Annotated in this window: 14 protein-coding genes; 13 read left to right on the forward strand and 1 reads right to left on the reverse strand. The window is 55.2% G+C overall.

Features of this window, described 5'->3' with window-relative positions:
- Nucleotides 1-8 precede the first annotated feature (8 nt).
- The 7 genes from D4100_RS13415 (at nucleotide 9) to D4100_RS13445 (ending at nucleotide 6,896) form a co-directional block, all read left to right on the forward strand.
- Nucleotides 9-1,388: a glutamine synthetase family protein gene (locus D4100_RS13415; protein ID WP_119804559.1), complete on the forward strand. Its 1,380-nt coding sequence runs from the start codon at nucleotides 9-11 to the stop codon at nucleotides 1,386-1,388.
- A 57-nt stretch (nucleotides 1,389-1,445) separates the two neighbouring features.
- Nucleotides 1,446-1,985: a GNAT family N-acetyltransferase gene (locus tag D4100_RS13420; RefSeq protein ID WP_119804560.1), complete on the forward strand. Its 540-nt coding sequence runs from the start codon at nucleotides 1,446-1,448 to the stop codon at nucleotides 1,983-1,985.
- Nucleotides 1,986-1,999: 14 nt separating this feature from the next.
- The gene (locus tag D4100_RS13425; RefSeq protein ID WP_119804561.1) at nucleotides 2,000-2,701 is read left to right on the forward strand and encodes a trehalose-6-phosphate synthase; all 702 of its coding nucleotides are present in this window, start codon (nucleotides 2,000-2,002) and stop codon (nucleotides 2,699-2,701) included.
- A gap of 285 nt (nucleotides 2,702-2,986) precedes the next feature.
- A complete protein-coding gene (locus D4100_RS13430) occupies nucleotides 2,987-5,167 on the forward strand; it encodes a carbon starvation CstA family protein (protein WP_119804562.1) in 2,181 nt (726 codons plus the stop codon).
- Between the two features lie 190 nt (nucleotides 5,168-5,357).
- The gene (locus tag D4100_RS13435) at nucleotides 5,358-5,561 is read left to right on the forward strand and encodes a YbdD/YjiX family protein (protein ID WP_004953088.1); all 204 of its coding nucleotides are present in this window, start codon (nucleotides 5,358-5,360) and stop codon (nucleotides 5,559-5,561) included.
- 22 nt (nucleotides 5,562-5,583) lie between these two features.
- Nucleotides 5,584-6,546, forward strand: a complete 963-nt coding sequence (gene yjiA, locus D4100_RS13440) for a GTPase (RefSeq protein ID WP_119804563.1) — start codon at nucleotides 5,584-5,586, stop codon at nucleotides 6,544-6,546.
- 95 nt (nucleotides 6,547-6,641) lie between these two features.
- The gene (locus D4100_RS13445) at nucleotides 6,642-6,896 is read left to right on the forward strand and encodes a hypothetical protein (protein ID WP_119804564.1); all 255 of its coding nucleotides are present in this window, start codon (nucleotides 6,642-6,644) and stop codon (nucleotides 6,894-6,896) included.
- An 87-nt stretch (nucleotides 6,897-6,983) separates the two neighbouring features.
- Here the strand turns inward: D4100_RS13445 and D4100_RS13455 are convergent, their stop codons facing one another.
- Complete coding sequence (locus tag D4100_RS13455; RefSeq protein ID WP_147417752.1) at nucleotides 6,984-8,006, reverse strand: LacI family DNA-binding transcriptional regulator; 1,023 nt, start codon at nucleotides 8,004-8,006, stop codon at nucleotides 6,984-6,986.
- Nucleotides 8,007-8,291: 285 nt separating this feature from the next.
- On the opposite strand from D4100_RS13455, the gene ascF reads away from it, so the two are divergent.
- The 6 genes from ascF (at nucleotide 8,292) to D4100_RS13485 (ending at nucleotide 16,964) form a co-directional block, all read left to right on the forward strand.
- A complete protein-coding gene (ascF, locus tag D4100_RS13460) occupies nucleotides 8,292-9,737 on the forward strand; it encodes a PTS cellobiose/arbutin/salicin transporter subunit IIBC (protein ID WP_119804566.1) in 1,446 nt (481 codons plus the stop codon).
- 16 nt (nucleotides 9,738-9,753) lie between these two features.
- Entirely contained in the window at nucleotides 9,754-11,184 is a 1,431-nt protein-coding gene (locus D4100_RS13465) for a 6-phospho-beta-glucosidase (RefSeq protein ID WP_119804567.1), read from the forward strand.
- A gap of 355 nt (nucleotides 11,185-11,539) precedes the next feature.
- A complete protein-coding gene (locus tag D4100_RS13470) occupies nucleotides 11,540-11,857 on the forward strand; it encodes a hypothetical protein (RefSeq protein ID WP_119804568.1) in 318 nt (105 codons plus the stop codon).
- Between the two features lie 257 nt (nucleotides 11,858-12,114).
- Entirely contained in the window at nucleotides 12,115-13,236 is a 1,122-nt protein-coding gene (locus D4100_RS13475; protein ID WP_119804569.1) for an HNH endonuclease, read from the forward strand.
- Between the two features lie 56 nt (nucleotides 13,237-13,292).
- Nucleotides 13,293-14,210: a restriction endonuclease gene (locus D4100_RS13480; protein ID WP_119804570.1), complete on the forward strand. Its 918-nt coding sequence runs from the start codon at nucleotides 13,293-13,295 to the stop codon at nucleotides 14,208-14,210.
- Between the two features lie 162 nt (nucleotides 14,211-14,372).
- Nucleotides 14,373-16,964 (forward strand): type I restriction-modification system subunit M, encoded by a 2,592-nt coding sequence (locus D4100_RS13485; RefSeq protein WP_119804571.1) that lies wholly within the window; start codon nucleotides 14,373-14,375, stop codon nucleotides 16,962-16,964.

A 16,964-nucleotide genomic window follows, 5' to 3' on the forward strand; every position in this document is an offset into this window, starting at 1 on the left:
GGGCCGCCATGTATTCTAATATTATTGGCTTCAACCCTATGCTGGCGGATATTCCTGCCTCGCGGTCGCGCTCATTTCGCAAGGAAGTCGAACAGTATTTACAGCGCTATCCGGATACCGAACACGTCGATATTTATCTCAACGATCTGAATGGCCAGTTTCGCGGCAAGCGGCTGCCGGTGGCCGAACTGTTCTCGCTGGATAAGGGCTGCTATTTCCCGTTGTCGATTTATGCCATGGATCTCGGCGGGCGGGTGATCGAGGAAAGCGGGCTGGGCCAGCAGGCGGGCGAACCGGATCGCTTGTGCCTGCCGGTGCCCGGCACGCTGCGGCCCTGCGCCCGCGATCCGCAACGCCATGCTCAACTGCTGCTGACGATGAAAGATGCCGATGGCGACGCCTGCGAGCTGGAACCGCGCGTGGTGCTGCAACAGCTGCTCGGGCGGTTGCATGCCAAAGGCTATTACCCGGTGGTGGCGGCCGAGCTGGAGTTTTATCTGCACGATCCGCAGCAACTGCCCGCCGGGGCCGGCCACAGCCCAACGCAGAGTTTTTCTGTCGATGCGCCGGAGCGCCACCATGCGCTGCTCAATGAGATTGAGCATCAGGCCCGGTTGCAGGCGCTGCCGCTGACGGGGATCGTGGCCGAGGCCGCCTCCGGCCAGTATGAGTTGAACCTGCACCACAGCGCGCGGGTGCTGGAAGCCTGCGACCAGGTGTTGGCCCTGAAACGGCTGACGCGCCAGATGGCGGAAAAACACCACCAGCACGCCTGCTTTATGGCCAAGCCCTGCGCGCAGGCCGCCGGCAGCGGTTTGCATTTTCATATCAGCCTGCAGGATGAACAGGGCCACAACCTGTTGGCCGGCACGCCGGGCGAGCTGAGCGCCACCATGACGCAGGTGATGGCCGGGATGCTGGCGCTGATGCCGGCCTCGATGGCGATATTCGCGCCGAATATCAATGCATTCCGCCGTTTCCGCCAGGGCATGCACGTGCCGCTGCGCGCCTCCTGGGGCCACAACAACCGCACGGTGGCGCTGCGCCTGCCCTGTGCCGACAGCGCCAACCAGCGGATCGAATACCGGCTGGCCGGTGCCGACGCCAACCCTTACCTGGCGATGGCGGCGATGCTGAGCGGCATGCTGTACGGGCTGGAGCATGCACTGCCGCTGCCCCCGGCGGCCTGCGGCAACGGTTATGAAAACGACGACGCGGCGGCGCTGCCGCTGAGCCAGCAAGAAGCGCTAACGCTGTTCCGGCAAAGCCTGCCGCTGCGCGAAACGCTCGGCCCGGCGTTTACCGCACTGTGGCACACCTGCAAGAGCGCCGAATTGCGCCGTTTTGAAGAGCAGGTCACCGAGGCGGAAATAAGCTGGATGCTGTAACGCCGTGGTTTCGCCACGGTGACGACCTTATTTATTGGCAATGCAAAGAGGACGACGATGAAGTATCAACCTCGGTCGGTAATAGCCGACAATAATAATCAGCCGAACGCAGTCAATGATGGGCCGCTATTCACCTGGCATAAAGGTGCCTTGACGATCAGCACCGATCGCCGGCTATTGGACATCGATTTCATTCATCACTTTCTTCGTCATTCGCACTGGGCGCAGGGGATCGACCGCACCACGCTGGAGCATGCCATTCGCCACAGCCTGTGCTTCGGCCTGTACCGAAAAAAACGCCAGATCGGTTTTGCCCGGGTAGTGACGGACCGCGCCACCTTCGCCTGGTTGAGCGACGTGTTTATCACTGCCGAATATCGCGGCAACGGGCTGGGGCAATGGCTGATGCACAGTTGCCTGGAGCATCCGCTCATCGGCGGGCTGCAGCGCATCATGCTCTATGCCAGCCAGGCGCCATGGCTTTATGCCAAGGCAGGCTATGAACCGATCAACCAGCCAGACAGGGTGTGGACCATCACGCAGCCCGCGATTGATCAGCCCTGCGGCGCACTCAATATCCCCCAATCTGTGCACTGAGTAAGGAAGACACCATGTCCCGTTTGGTTTTGATCTCGAATAAACAGTGTGACAGCAAGGATCTGGCCTGCGCCACGCAGGCCCTTTCGCCCGACGGTGCGAGTGAGGCGGATCGGGGATTGTGGCTGGGCTGGAACGGCGACGTGCAGAACTTTGGCGAACGCCCGGTCAGCTATCGGCACAACGTCGGCTATGAACAAGTGACCTTCCCGCTGTCGATCGATGAGTTTTGCCGCCACTATCAGGGCTACTATCACGATGGCCTGTGGCCGGTGTTCCACAACCAGCCGGAGAAAGCGCATTTCACGCCGGAGAATTACCGGGCTTACCGGCAGCTCAACCTGCATTTCGCCGACATCGCCTGCGAGTATGTTTGCCCAGGCGACATCATCTGCATCGATGATTACCAGTTGCTGCCCTGCGGCCAGGCGCTGAAGGAGCAGGGATTGCTGAACCCGAGCGCGTTCTTTTTCCACCTGCCGTTCCCGTCGGCGGCGCTGCTCAGGCAGATCCCCGAGCACCATGGGTTAATCGAGTCGCTGTTTTTCTACGATCTGATCGGCTTTCAGTCGCTTGACGACCGCAATAATTTCCTCAGCTATCTGGCCGGAGAATACCCGCTGGAAATGTTGCCCGACGACCAGTTGCAGGTTAACGGGCACATCTTCGCCACCGGCATCTTCCCCGCCGGGATCAACGCCAGGAAGATTTACTGATTCAGGCTGCCGCATTGGCAACATCCTCCGTCGTATCGGTGTTGCCAATGCGCTAAAGCAACCACTTCGGCGCCCAACCGTTCACCCTGCATTTCCGACCGTTCAGCCTGCGTATTGAACCGCTGACTGAAATTCACATGTCTTCCCTTTCCCTAAGCCGCAATGATGAGCTGTTGCCAAACCTACGGCTCCACCGTTATCCGCACCCCGGCTACGTGCCTGAAACATCTTATAAGCGGATTAACTCACTCATTTTTTTGCAGATTGAACCATTAAGGACACCTCATGAACCGAGAGGGGATTTTAAAACACATTCCGTGGATGCTACTGGGGATACTCGGTGCTTCCTGCCTGGGCGTGGTTGCGCTGCGCCGTGGCGAACACATCAGTGCGCTGTGGATCATCGTCGCGTCGGTGGCGGTGTATCTGGTGGCATACCGGTATTACAGCCTGTATATCGCCACCAAGGTGATGAAGCTGGACGCCTTCCGCGCCACCCCGGCGGTGGTCAACAACGACGGCCTGAACTATGTGCCGACCAACAAGAACGTGCTGTTCGGCCACCACTTCGCCGCCATTGCCGGCGCAGGCCCGCTGGTCGGCCCGGTGCTGGCGGCGCAGGTCGGCTACCTGCCCGGCACGCTGTGGCTGCTGGGCGGCGTGGTGTTGGCGGGGGCGGTGCAGGACTTTATGGTGCTGTTCATCTCCTCGCGCCGCAACGGCGCTTCGCTCGGTGAGATCATCAAAAAGGAAATGGGCCCGGTGCCGGGCACCATCGCGCTGTTTGGCTGCTTCCTGATTATGATCATCATCCTGGCGGTGCTGGCCCTGATCGTGGTGAAAGCCCTGGCGGAAAGCCCGTGGGGCGTGTTCACCGTCTGCGCCACCGTGCCGATCGCGCTGTTTATGGGCATTTACATGCGCTTCCTGCGCCCCGGCCGGGTAGGGGAAGTGTCGGTGATTGGCATCGTGCTGCTGGTGGCTTCCATCTGGTTCGGCGGCGTGATCGCCCAGGACCCGTACTGGGGCCCGGCGCTGACCTTTAAAGACACCACCATCACCTTCACGCTGATTGGCTATGCGTTCGTCTCCGCTCTGCTGCCGGTGTGGCTGATCCTGGCGCCGCGCGACTATCTGGCCACCTTCCTGAAGATTGGCGTGATTGTCGGGCTGGCGATTGGCATCGTGATCCTCAACCCCGAGCTGAAAATGCCGGCGGTGACGCAGTTTGTCGACGGCACCGGCCCGGTGTGGAAAGGTTCGGTGTTTCCGTTCCTGTTCATTACCATCGCCTGCGGCGCGGTTTCCGGCTTCCATGCGTTGATCGCATCCGGCACCACGCCGAAGCTGCTGGCCAATGAAAAAGACGCGCGCTTTATCGGTTACGGCGCGATGCTGATGGAATCCTTCGTCGCCATCATGGCGCTGGTGGCGGCCTCGATCATCGAACCGGGCCTGTACTTCGCCATGAACACCCCGCCGGCTGCGCTGGGCATCACCATGCCGGACCTGCACCGTTTGGGTACCGAAGACGCGCCGATGATCATGGCGTCGCTCAAAGATGTGACCGCTCACGCGGCGGCGACCGTCAGTTCCTGGGGTTTCGTCATCAGCCCGGAACAGATCCTGCAAACCGCCAAAGACATCGGCGAGCCTTCGGTGCTGAACCGCGCCGGTGGCGCGCCAACGCTGGCGGTGGGCATCGCACACGTGTTCCACCAGATCATCCCTGGCGCCAATATGGGCTTCTGGTATCACTTCGGCATTCTGTTCGAGGCGCTGTTTATCCTGACCGCGCTGGACGCCGGCACCCGTTCCGGCCGCTTTATGCTGCAGGACTTGCTGGGCAACTTTGCGCCCTTCCTGAAAAAAACCGACTCGCTGGTGGCCGGTATCGTCGGCACCGCCGGTTGCGTGGGCCTGTGGGGCTACCTGCTGTACCAAGGGGTGGTCGATCCTCTCGGCGGCGTGAAGAGCCTGTGGCCGCTGTTCGGCATCTCCAACCAGATGCTGGCGGCCGTGGCGCTGGTATTAGGCACCGTAGTGCTGATCAAGATGAAGCGCACCCAATACATTTGGGTCACCGTGCTGCCGGCGGTGTGGCTGCTGATTTGCACCACCTATGCGCTGGGCCTGAAGCTGTTTAGCGACAACCCGCAACTGGAAGGTTTCTTCTTCCAGGCCGGCGAGTACAAACGCAAAATCGCCGAGGGCGGCGCCGAGCTGAGCGCCCAGCAGGTAGCCAACATGCAGCATATCGTGGTGAACAACTACACCAACGCCGGGCTGAGCATTCTGTTCCTGCTGGTGGTGTACAGCATCATCTTCTACGGGGTGAAAACCGCGATGGCGGCGTATAAAAACCCGAACCGCAGCGACCAGGAAACGCCGTACGTGCCGATGCCTGAAGAGATGCCATCCCACGGCGTAACTGAGGGGGACGTCAAAGTTTCGCCGCAGCACTGATGGTGATTTAACGGATACCCTGCATAATGAAAGCTAAGTAGTACCCAATGGATTTCGAGCCGCAACACGGCGGCAAATGAGCGCCCCCCAGGAGCTTGCACAGGTAAGTGACTGGGGTTCGCGAGTGCAGCCAACACCGCTGCGGCTCGAAAGACGACGGGTACGCAGGGTCATTTTTTGGGAGAAGGCCATGTTCGGAAATCTCGGCCAGGCGGGGAAATATCTCGGGCAGGCGGCGCGCATGTTAGTGGGCGTGCCCGACTACGATACCTACGTCCAGCACATGAAAGACAACCACCCGGACAAGCCGGTGATGACCTATAAAGAATTTTTCCGCGAACGCCAGCAGGCCCGCTACGGCGGCGACGGCAAAGGCGGCATGCGCTGCTGCTGATTTGAGTCAATAAGGACCCGACATGAAACCCATCGCCGTCACCATTTTGACCGGCTTTTTGGGCGCAGGCAAAACCACCCTGCTGCGCCATATTCTGAACGCCGACCACGGCTACAAGATTGCGGTTATCGAAAACGAGTTCGGCGAAGTGCCGATCGACAACGCACTGATTGGCGACCGCGCCAGCCGCATCACCACCCTGAGCAACGGCTGCATCTGCTGCAGCAAAGCCAACGAGCTGGCAGACGCACTGCTGGACCTGCTGGACGGCGTAGACAGCGGCCAGTTGGAGTTCGACCGGCTGATCATCGAATGCACCGGCATGGCCGACCCCGGCCCGATCACCCAGACCTTTTTCTCGCATGAGCTCATTTGCGAACGCTTCCTGCTGGACGGCATCATCACGCTGGTGGACGCCGCGCATGCCGATCAACAACTGAACCAGTTCAGCATCGCGCAGGCGCAGGTGGGATACGCCGACCGCATTCTGCTGACCAAAACCGACGTAGCGCCGGACTGCGAGGCGCTGACCCAACGCCTGCAACTGATGAACGCCCGCGCGCCGGTTTACACCGTGACGCACGGCGATATCGACCTGAGCCTGCTGTTCGGCATCGAAGGCTTTACGCTCAACGACAGGCTGAACCTGACGCCGCCCACCCCGCTGTTCCGCCGCATTCCGCAGCCGCAGAACGACATTCGGTCGATCGTGGTGTACCACGACCAGCCGCTGGAACTGATGCAGATTTCCGAAGTGATGGAAGGCCTGCTGCTGGAATACGCCGACAGCCTGCTGCGCTACAAGGGCATTTTGTCGATCAAGGACGAACCGCGCCGGCTGCTGTTCCAGGGCGTGCAACGGCTGTATAACGCCGACTGGGACCGCGAGTGGCTGCCTGAGGAAGAACGGCGCAGTACGCTGGTGTTTATTGGCGTGGACTTGCCGGAGGAGGAGATCCGGGAGCGGTTTGCTGCGTTGGGTTGAGAGCTTGGCTCAACCTAAGAACCCTAATGCGTGGCGCTTTAACGACATAACAGTAGGGGCATACTAAAATATAACCAAGAACTGAGGATGCCCTTATGCCCCAAAGAACTGTTGTTAGTGTTGCAAGTTATGTTCATAAACTTGCAGAAGATCATAAGATTACAGCGTACCGCGACGGAATGAGCCGTATGGCGGTTGCCATTACCGCGCTGGCTGACGACGCTGTCGAATTGGATGACGTTGAGCAATTATTGGTTAATCTTAAACGGAAAGGTGTTCTTACCAAGTCGGAAATACTTGAGCTTCAGGGGCGTTACTTCCGCGAACAAAGGAATGAACGGTTTAGATAAAGAAAATATCTCCTACGGCAGTCTGGATGATCCTGAAATTCAAAGTATTTATATGACATACCGCGGAAAATAATAAAACACGCCTCCTTACTCCACCTGAAAATAAGGCCCCGCCGCCACAGAATCCCGCAGGATCAGGCTCGCCGGGAAGGTCGGGCGTTTGCTCAGTTCGCCGCCGTCCAGCATAGATACCAGGCGGTTGATGGTTTCCTTAATCATCTCGGTCACCGGCATCTTCATGCTGGAGAGCGAGGGAATGGTGTAAGGCGCCAGCGGAATATCATCGAACCCGATCACCGACACGGCGGACGGCACCGGGATTTGGCATTCCGCCAGCCGCTTCATGGCGCCGATGGCCATTTCGTCGTTGCTGGCGACAATGGCGCTGAACGCATGGCCGCCGGCCAGCAGCGCATCGACCGCCGCCATGCCGCTTTGCGCATTCCACTTCCCTTCGACAATCAAGGCATTGTTGACCGCAATACCCTGTTCCGCCAGCGCGGATTTGTAGCCGGAGAGCCGCTCCAGCCCGGTGGGCGAATCCAGCGAACCGGTGATAAACGCAATATCGCGATGCCCAAGTTGGATAAGGTGCGTCACCGCCGCGGCACTGGTGGCGTGCTGATCGCTGAAGATGCAGTAGCTGTCGTTCAGCCTTAAGCGGCGGTTGATGACCAGGATCGGCTGCTTATGCCGGGAGATGATCTCGTCCATTTGCGCGATAGAGAGAAAACGCGGGTAGATAATCACCCCGTCGCAGCGCAGATCCAGCAGGAATTGAATGGCCGCCATTTCTTCTTCTGCGGTGTGCTTGCCGTCCGCCAGGATCAGCTGGCGGCCGTTTTCTTCCATGATGCGGGCGGATTGAGACATCAGCTCGCTGAAGTAGTTACCGCTGTACAGCGTGTTGGTGACCACCAGCCCGATGGTCTGGGTGGTTTTGGTCGCCAGATTGCGCGCCAGCAGGTTGGGCCGATAACCCGTCTCGGCAATGGCTTTATCCACCAGCGCACGCTTCTCCGGGCTGACATAGCCGCTGCCGGACAACACGCGGGATACCGTCGCCTTAGAAACGCCGGCCTTTTTAGCCACCTCAAGTATTGTTGCCATCTGTGCGCCGTCAAAATCCATTGGATGAGCGCAGTCTACCCAAGACGCCCCCCGTTTGAAATGTTTTCACGCCCGCCAGCGCGAGCGCCCTTGATCTAAAAGTGACCAGCCTCACGAAACGAAAAACCAAAAAATCATAATTCTTGCCAACAACAAAATACACCTTCATGATTTTGTGAAACCGGTTTCTTGTGGGCGTTTCATTGAGATGGAACGGCGGATCGCCCAGGCAGTAAAAATTCGCCTTTGGGCAATCCAAATTCATATCTTAAGAGACGATATTTCATGCCGAAGAACTACACAGAGATCTCGCAGGCAATCGTGAATGCGGTGGGCGGCCTCGGCAACATCGAAGCCGTGACGCACTGCATGACCCGCCTGAGATTCGTTGTCAAAGACAAGGCGCTGATCGACACCCCGGCGCTCAAAGCGATTAATGGCGTGCTGGGCGTGGTGCACAGCGGCGAACAGTGCCAGGTGATCATCGGCAACGAGGTATCGAAAGCCTACCAGGCGGTGCTGGCGCTCGGCCTGCCGGGTAACCCCCCTGCCGCCGCGCCCGCAAAACGCAAAATCACCCTGAAAGGCATCGGCGCCGGCATTCTCGATGCGCTGGTGGGCACCATGTCGCCGTTGATCCCCGCCATTATCGGCGGCTCGATGGTGAAGCTGCTGGCGATGATGCTGGATATGGCCGGCCTGTTCGAAAAAGGCTCCTCAACCCTGATCATCCTGAACGTGATCGGCGACGGCGCGTTCTTCTTCCTGCCGGTGATGGTCGCGGCTTCAGCGGCGCTGAAGTTCAAAACCAACATGTCGCTGGCGATCGCCATTGCCGGCGTGCTGCTGCACCCCAACTTTATCGATCTGATGGCCAAAGCGGCGCAGGGCCAGGCCGTGGAGTTCGCCTACATCCCGGTGACGGCGGTGAAATACACCTATACGGTGATCCCGGCGCTGGTGATGACCTGGATCCTGTCGTATATCGAACGATGGGTTGATCGCATCACCCCGGCGGTGACCAAGAACTTCCTCAAGCCGATGCTGATTGTGCTGATTGCCGCGCCGATCGCGATCGTGTTTATCGGCCCGCTCGGCATCTGGATCGGCAGCGGTATCTCCGCGCTGGTGTACACCGTGCACGGCTATTTGGGCTGGCTCTCCGTCGCCATTATGGGTGCCATCTGGCCGCTGCTGGTGATGACCGGCATGCACCGCGTGTTCACCCCGACCATTATTCAGACCATCGCCGAAACCGGCAAAGAAGGCATGGTGATGCCTTCGGAGATTGGCGCCAACCTGTCGCTCGGCGGCTCTTCGCTGGCCGTGGCGTTCAAAACCAAAAACCGCGAACTGCGCCAGACTGCGCTGGCCGCTGCTGCCTCCGCCATTGTGGCGGGGATTTCCGAACCGGCGCTGTATGGCGTGGCGGTGCGGCTTAAACGGCCGTTAATCGCCAGCCTGATCAGCGGCTTTGTCTGCGGCGCCGTCGCCGGTATCGGCGGGCTGGCCAGCCATTCGATGGCCTCGCCCGGCCTATTCACCAGCGTGCAGTTTTTTGACCCGACGAACCCGATGAGCATTGTCTGGGTGGGCGGCGTGATGGTGCTTTCCGTGGTGCTGTCGTTTGTGCTCACGCTGATTTTGGGGTTCGAAGACATTCCGGAAAGCGAAGCAACCAGCCCGGCGGCCACTGCGCCTGCGGCGAATACCGCTAACGCGACCCATTGAGAAAATTGAGGATTGCATGTCTGACTTAACATTCCCGCAAGGGTTTTTATGGGGCGGCGCCTTGGCCGCCAACCAGTCTGAAGGTGGTTATCTGGAGGGCGGGAAAGGGCTGACTACGGTCGACATGATCCCGCATGGCGCCAACCGCATGCCGGTGAAGCTGGGCCTGGAGAAGCGCTTTACCCTGCGTGAAGACGAGTTTTATCCGAGCCACGACGCGATCGATTTTTACCATCGCTACCGCGACGACATCGCGCTGATGGCGGAGATGGGCTTTAGCGTATTCCGCACCTCCATCGCCTGGAGCCGGCTTTACCCGAACGGCGACGAACTGACGCCTAACCCGCAGGGCATTGCGTTCTACCGCAGCCTGTTCGAGGAATGCCGCAAATACGGCATCGAGCCGCTGGTCACCCTGTGCCATTTCGACGTGCCGATGCACCTGGTGACCGAATACGGCTCCTGGCGCAACCGCAAGATGGTGGAGTTTTTCACCCGTTATGCCCGCACCTGCTTCGAAGCCTTCGACGGGCTGGTGAAATACTGGCTCACCTTTAATGAGATCAACATTCTGCTGCACAGCCCGTTCTCCGGTGCCGGGCTGGTGTTCGAAGCCGACGAAAACCCCGAGCAGGTGAAATACCAGGCCGCGCACCACGAACTGGTGGCCAGTGCGCTGGCGACCCGCATCGCACATGAGGTGAACCCCGCCAACCAGGTGGGCTGCATGCTGGCGGGCGGCAATTTCTATCCGTGGTCCAGCAAGCCGGAAGACGTGTGGGCCGCGCTGGAGAAAGACCGCGAGAACCTGTTCTTTATCGACGTGCAGGCCCGTGGCGCTTACCCTTCTTACTCTGCCCGAGTGTTCCGCGAAAAAGGCGTTAGCATCGCGATGGAGGAAGGCGACACCGAGATCCTGAAGAACACGGTTGATTTCGTCTCCTTCAGCTATTACGCCTCGCGCTGCGCCTCTGCCGATATGAACGACAACAACAGCAGCGCCGCCAACGTGGTGAAATCGCTGCCGAACCCGCACGTACCGCGCAGCGATTGGGGCTGGGGCATCGACCCGCTGGGTTTGCGCATCACCATGAACATGATGTACGACCGCTACCAAAAACCGCTGTTCCTGGTGGAAAACGGCCTGGGCGCACACGACGAGTTCAATGCCGCCGGCGAGATAGAGGACGATTACCGCATCAGCTACCTGCGGGAGCACATCCGCGCCATGGCCGACGCCATCGCCGACGGCGTGCCGGTGATCGGCTACACCACCTGGGGCTGCATTGACCTGGTGGCGGCCTCGACCGGGGAAATGAGCAAACGCTACGGCTTTGTGTACGTCGACCGCGACGACCACGGCAACGGCACCCTCGCCCGCACGCGCAAGAAATCCTTCTGGTGGTACAAGAAGGTGATTGCGAGCAATGGGGCGGATTTGGGGTGATGGGGCTGACGGCGACAAGGGCCGCTGAAGGCGATAGTTGCGAGCTGGATTCCAGATTAAGTAGTAAGCCCCTGTAATTCCATACAGGCTATTTTTTCACCTTTCTGCCAGCGCTATAGTCCCTTGGCTGCGGCACAATCCGCAGCCGGAGTTAGCGTTCCGAATCTGACATATACCGCGGCGTTGTGTAATAATGCCGCAGCTTTAGCTCACCCCAAATAATGGTGGCTCAGGCGGGGGCTTCGCAAGAAGCGCCGGTTCCTATGTCCCGGTGACGCTAACCCCGTCTGGGCTACCACCCGAGTTTAGCGTCTCTGGTGATAGTCATTATCTAATGACATATGGAGATGCAATCATGGCTGATACTTCCACCTCACAACCCGCCACAAGTACCCTCACCCTCTATCGCGAACTGTTCAACCAACTCGATCTCAGCACCTTAGACTCGTCACAGCTCCTAGACTTAGCCGCACTCTCCGCCGAGCAGGCCGAAGGGTTATGTCATGGCCTGATGCTGTGCGGCAACCTGCTGCAAAAGCACCCACAAACCGATGACACCGGTTGGGAACAACTAAATCACTACCTCAATGCAACAGCTCACTTGGTGCCCGCCCTGTGCAACCTTTATGGCCGTGCATTGCGGGAGATGGAGTGCCAGGAGCTGGCAGGTTAAAAACAGATAAAAATGATAATAATAAGGACGGTATTAGTTTGGTGCCGTTCTTATCCCCTCCAGAAAATCCCATAGATTTCGATTACATATCACGATAAATACATTCACGAGGATAGGCATTTTCCCCCTAGCCTGGCATAGTTAACGCATTCGATAAATCGATGAGCTAACTGCTGGATGACTACGTATGGCCTCCGCCTACTGGCAGTAAGCCCACGCATTGCCCAGAACCTGTTCTGCAATGAGAGGGGGATGTTTTGACTATTAATATAGAGATGTTATCTTCGAAAGAGGCTGTTTTAAAAGCCATTGAAGAATATAAAGCACTGGGTTGTGATGCTCTTCTGGAAAAATATAACGTCAAACGAATTAAAAAATGTGTGCTTCGTTATAATAATGAAAGTTACGACATCAGAGTTATCGCCGCGGCCGCTTATATTTATCAGTTCGGAAAGCCACTAGAAAAAATAAAAACTAATAGTGGTCCTAAGATAGCTATTCAAGCACTTAAAAATCTCGGTTTCGATATCGTAGAAACGCCACACCCTATTGAGCACTTAGTAAAGGGTAAACTGTACACGCGTAAAGAGCTCATCGACCTCTACGGTGGGCAACTCCAGGGCGGCATCTGGACACCGACAGAGTTCCCCGTCATCTTCATTTTCACCGGCGAAAGTGGCGAGGCTTATGGGTACAAGGATGGATGGTCTGCTGATGGCAGTTTCTCCTACACAGGAGAAGGTCAAAAAGATGACATGAAGTTTATTAGAGGTAATAAGGCCATCCGTGACCACAAAGAGAATGGCGAAGACATATTCCTCTTTGAAGATAATAAGAAAGATAAGGGTGTAAGATTCGTTGGAATGTTTGAATGTGATACTTGGGATTACATTGACTGCCTGGATTACAAAAAAGATAAAATGAGGAAAGGGATAGTTTTTAATCTATTCCCGGTATCTTCTGCTCGAGAAGTTGATAATGATATTGATACTTCAGAAATAGCCCCGAAGAAAGAAACACTCGAACAGCTACGTGCCAAGGCGATAAAATCATCAATGATGACAGGCCAGCGCCAGCAAGGTGACAGTAAGAAATCTTGGTTCAAACGCAGCGAGGACGTGAAAAAATACGTTCTGCAACGTGCCAATGGTATCTGTGAGTCGTGCGATCAGCCTGCGCCGTTCAAGAAAAACAACGGTGAACCGTACTTAGAACCCCACCACACAAAACGACTAGCCGATGAAGGCCCCGACCACCCGCAGTGGGTTGGCGCCATCTGCCCTACCTGCCACCGTCGGATACATAGTGGGGCTGATGGGGTGGACGTTAACAACAAGCTTATGGTGAAGTTGGAGTTGAAAGAGGCGACGTTGGGTTAGTTTCCAATATAAAGCTTACGGTCATAAACAGAGAAATAAGGATTAGGAGCCCCGCAATGTCAGTGCCTACATACGACCAATTTATTGAGCCAGTATTGCGCTTTTTGGCAACGAAACCTGAAGGTGCCCTCTCGCGAGATGTTCAAGATGCAGCGGCAGATTTACTGAACTTGGACGAAGAACAACGAGCAGAAACCATCGCCAGCGGCCAATTAGTTTACAAAAACCGCACCGGCTGGGCACACGATCGTTTGAAGCGTGCGGGGTTGTCGCAGAGTCTGTCTAGAGGGAAATGGTGCTTAACTGCCAAAGGAACCGAGTGGCTACAACAGCATCCTCAACCTTTAACGGATAGCGAAGTTGAGCATATCGCACTGGCTTTCACCAACGTAAAGCTTCAACAAAACAAGGATGCAGTGGACTTAGACCCAACGGTGGAGCTACCTAACAGCGAAGCCATGCTTACCAGCAGCCCGGATGATCGACTAGAACAATCCATTAAAGAGATCCGCGATGCTGTTGCAGCAGAACTGCTTGAGAACTTGCTTCAAGTATCTCCCGGCCGTTTTGAAATCATCGTTCTGGATGTTCTGCATCGCTTAGGTTATGGCGGCCATCGCGATGATCTAAAGCGCGTTGGGGGCAGTGGTGATGCGGGTATTGATGGCGTTATCTCGTTGGACAAGCTAGGCCTGGAAAAAGTGTATGTGCAAGCCAAACGCTGGCAAAACACCGTGGGGCGCCCTGAATTGCATGCTTTCTACGGCGCACTTGTGGGACAAAAAGCCAAACGCGGTGTGTTCATCACCACTTCTGGCTTTACCAAGCATGCAGTTGAATTTGCTCATTCGGTGGAAGGCATGGTGCTCATTGACGGCAACCGGCTTGTGCACCTGATGATGGACAATGAGGTTGGCGTGAGCTCAAGGCTGCTTAAGGTCCCTAAGCTTGATAGCGACTATTTCGATCAGTGATGCACCAGATAAGATGGCTGTCTTGGTAGGAATCGAGACTGCAGACTACTCACTGACACAAGTTCGAAAAGCCTTGCCACTAGCAAGAGGCTCCTATCAAACGTACAATCAAAACCCTAAAATAGCCTTTTCAAAAAAGAATTGCTTTAAACAGGATTTATAGTGAATAAACAACAGCTTGCGGCAAAAATCTGGGAATCCGCCAACCAGATGCGTTCTAAAATTGAAGCCAACGAATATAAAGATTACATACTCGGCTTTATCTTCTACAAGTACCTAAGTGACCAGCTAGTGCAGTTTGTCACCAAACAGGGTATGAGGCCCGAAGATATCAAAGCCCTCAATGAAGAAGACGCCGACACCGTTAAATACGTGCAAAGCAACTTGGGCTACTTTATTGCCTACGACAATCTGTTTTCTACATGGATTGATCCAGCATCCGAATTTGATGAATCTAACGTGCGTGATGCGCTCTCAGCATTTAGCCGTTTGATTTCGCCAACTTACAAAAAACTGTTCGAAGGCATTTTTACTACCTTAGAAACAGGTTTAAGCAAACTGGGTGAAAGTGCTGGCAAACGCACCAAAGCCATCAGCGACTTACTGCACCTGATCAAAAGCATCCCCATGAATAGTAATCAAGGGTATGACGTACTGGGCTACATTTACGAATACCTACTTGAGAAATTTGCCGCCAATGCGGGTAAAAAAGCCGGTGAGTTTTACACGCCTCATGAAGTCTCAGTACTCATGTCGAACATCATCGCCCATGAGTTAAAACACAAAGATACCATCAAAATTTACGACCCTACTTCCGGCTCTGGTTCGTTGCTAATCAATATCGGTGAGGCGTTCGAGAAATACGCTAAAAACAAAGACAGCATCACCTATTTCGCCCAAGAGTTAAAAGCCAATACCTACAACCTAACCCGTATGAACCTCATCATGCGCGGTATCAAAGCCAGCAACATTAAAACCCGTAATGGCGACACCCTCGAAGAGGATTGGCCGTATTTTGATGATAGCGATCCTCAAGGCTCATACTACGCCTTGCATGTCGATGCAGTGGTGTCCAACCCGCCTTACTCACAAAACTGGGACCCCAGCTTTAAAGACAGCGATCCACGCTATTCACGTTTTGGCCTCGCACCTAAAACCAAAGCCGATTTTGCTTTTTTACTGCATGACCTCTACCACCTAAAACCCGATGGCATTATGGCTATAGTACTGCCCCATGGTGTCTTGTTCCGCGGCGGTGAAGAGGGTCAAATTCGTAAGCAACTCATTGAGCAGAATCATATTGATACTGTTATCGGTTTACCGGCTAATATCTTTTTTGGCACCGGCATTCCAACGGTGATTTTAGTACTCAAACAAAAACGCCAAAACACCGATGTATTGGTGGTCGATGCCTCCAAACACTTTATGAAAGAAGGCAAAAACAACAAACTACAAGCCAGTGACATCAAGCGCATTACTGATGCAGTGATTAACCGAGAAAGTATCGACAAGTTCTCGCAACTGGTGAGCAAACAAACCCTGTGCGACCACGGTTACAACCTCAACATACCGCGCTATGTAGATTCCTCTGCGGCGGCACCAAGCTGGGATTTACATGCCACCATGCTCGGCGGTATCCCCAATAGCGAAATTGCCGAGCTGCATCATTTTTGGCAAGCCTTCCCGCAATTACACGGTACCCTGTTTACCCCCAAATCCGACGCTTACAGTGAGCTAGCAATTGCCAAACAAGACGTCAACGCCAGCATTAGCGGGCACCCGCAAGTGCAGGCATTTATCAGCGCCTACAACCAGGCATTTAATGGCTTTGATGACCAGCTAAACGCCCAGTTAATACAAAATTGGCAAAGCGTAAAGCGTAACCAACAAGAGGCGGTATTAAGTACCGAGCTATTTACTCGCTTAGCCACCATTGCCTTAATCGACAAATACCAGGCTTACCAATTTCTAAACAACCAATGGCAAATTATCAGCGCCGATTTAGAAATGATGCAAACCGAAGGTTTTGCTGCCACCAAGCAAGTTGATCCCAATATTGTTATAAAGAAAAAAAATGGCAATGACACCGAAGTACAAGAGGGTTGGAAAGGCCATATATTACCCTTCGATTTAGTGCAACAAACTTGCTTAAGTGATGACTTACAAGCCCTGGCAGCTCAAGAAACCCGCTTGGTAGAAATCGCCAGCCTGCTTGAAGAAATTTTAGAATCCCTGACCGAAGAAGAAAAAGAACAAGATACGGTCAAAGAAAGCAGAGACGGCTTTGCCAATGCCGAATTAAGCAAGGCCGCCAAAGCCTTCTTGAAAGAACAAAAAGAGAGCAAGGTGAAATTTGCCGCAGAAAGCTACGAAGCCAAAATCATTGCCGCGAGTAAACTCATTGATGAAGAAAAAGTCCTGAAAAAAGCGGCTAAAGATGCCGCCACGGCCCTGCACTTAACCACCAAAACCACCCTCGAAGGGTTAACTGATGAACAAGTGAACCACCTGCTGCACCTTAAATGGATTGCGCCATTAAGCAGCGAACTGGCTGCCATGCCAAATGCCGTGATTAGCCAGCTCACCAGCCAAGTGCAAGCCCTGGCGGATAAATACGCCGTCACCTATGCGCAAGTGGCGAGTGAGATAAAAACCACCGAGCAACAACTGGCACAGATGATGGGCGAACTCATCGGTAATGAGTTTGATTTGCAAGGCTTGGCAGAGCTCACCCACTTATTGAAGGGGGAATAA

Source organism: Serratia inhibens (genome assembly GCF_003591175.1).
Lineage (GTDB): Bacteria > Pseudomonadota > Gammaproteobacteria > Enterobacterales > Enterobacteriaceae > Serratia > Serratia inhibens.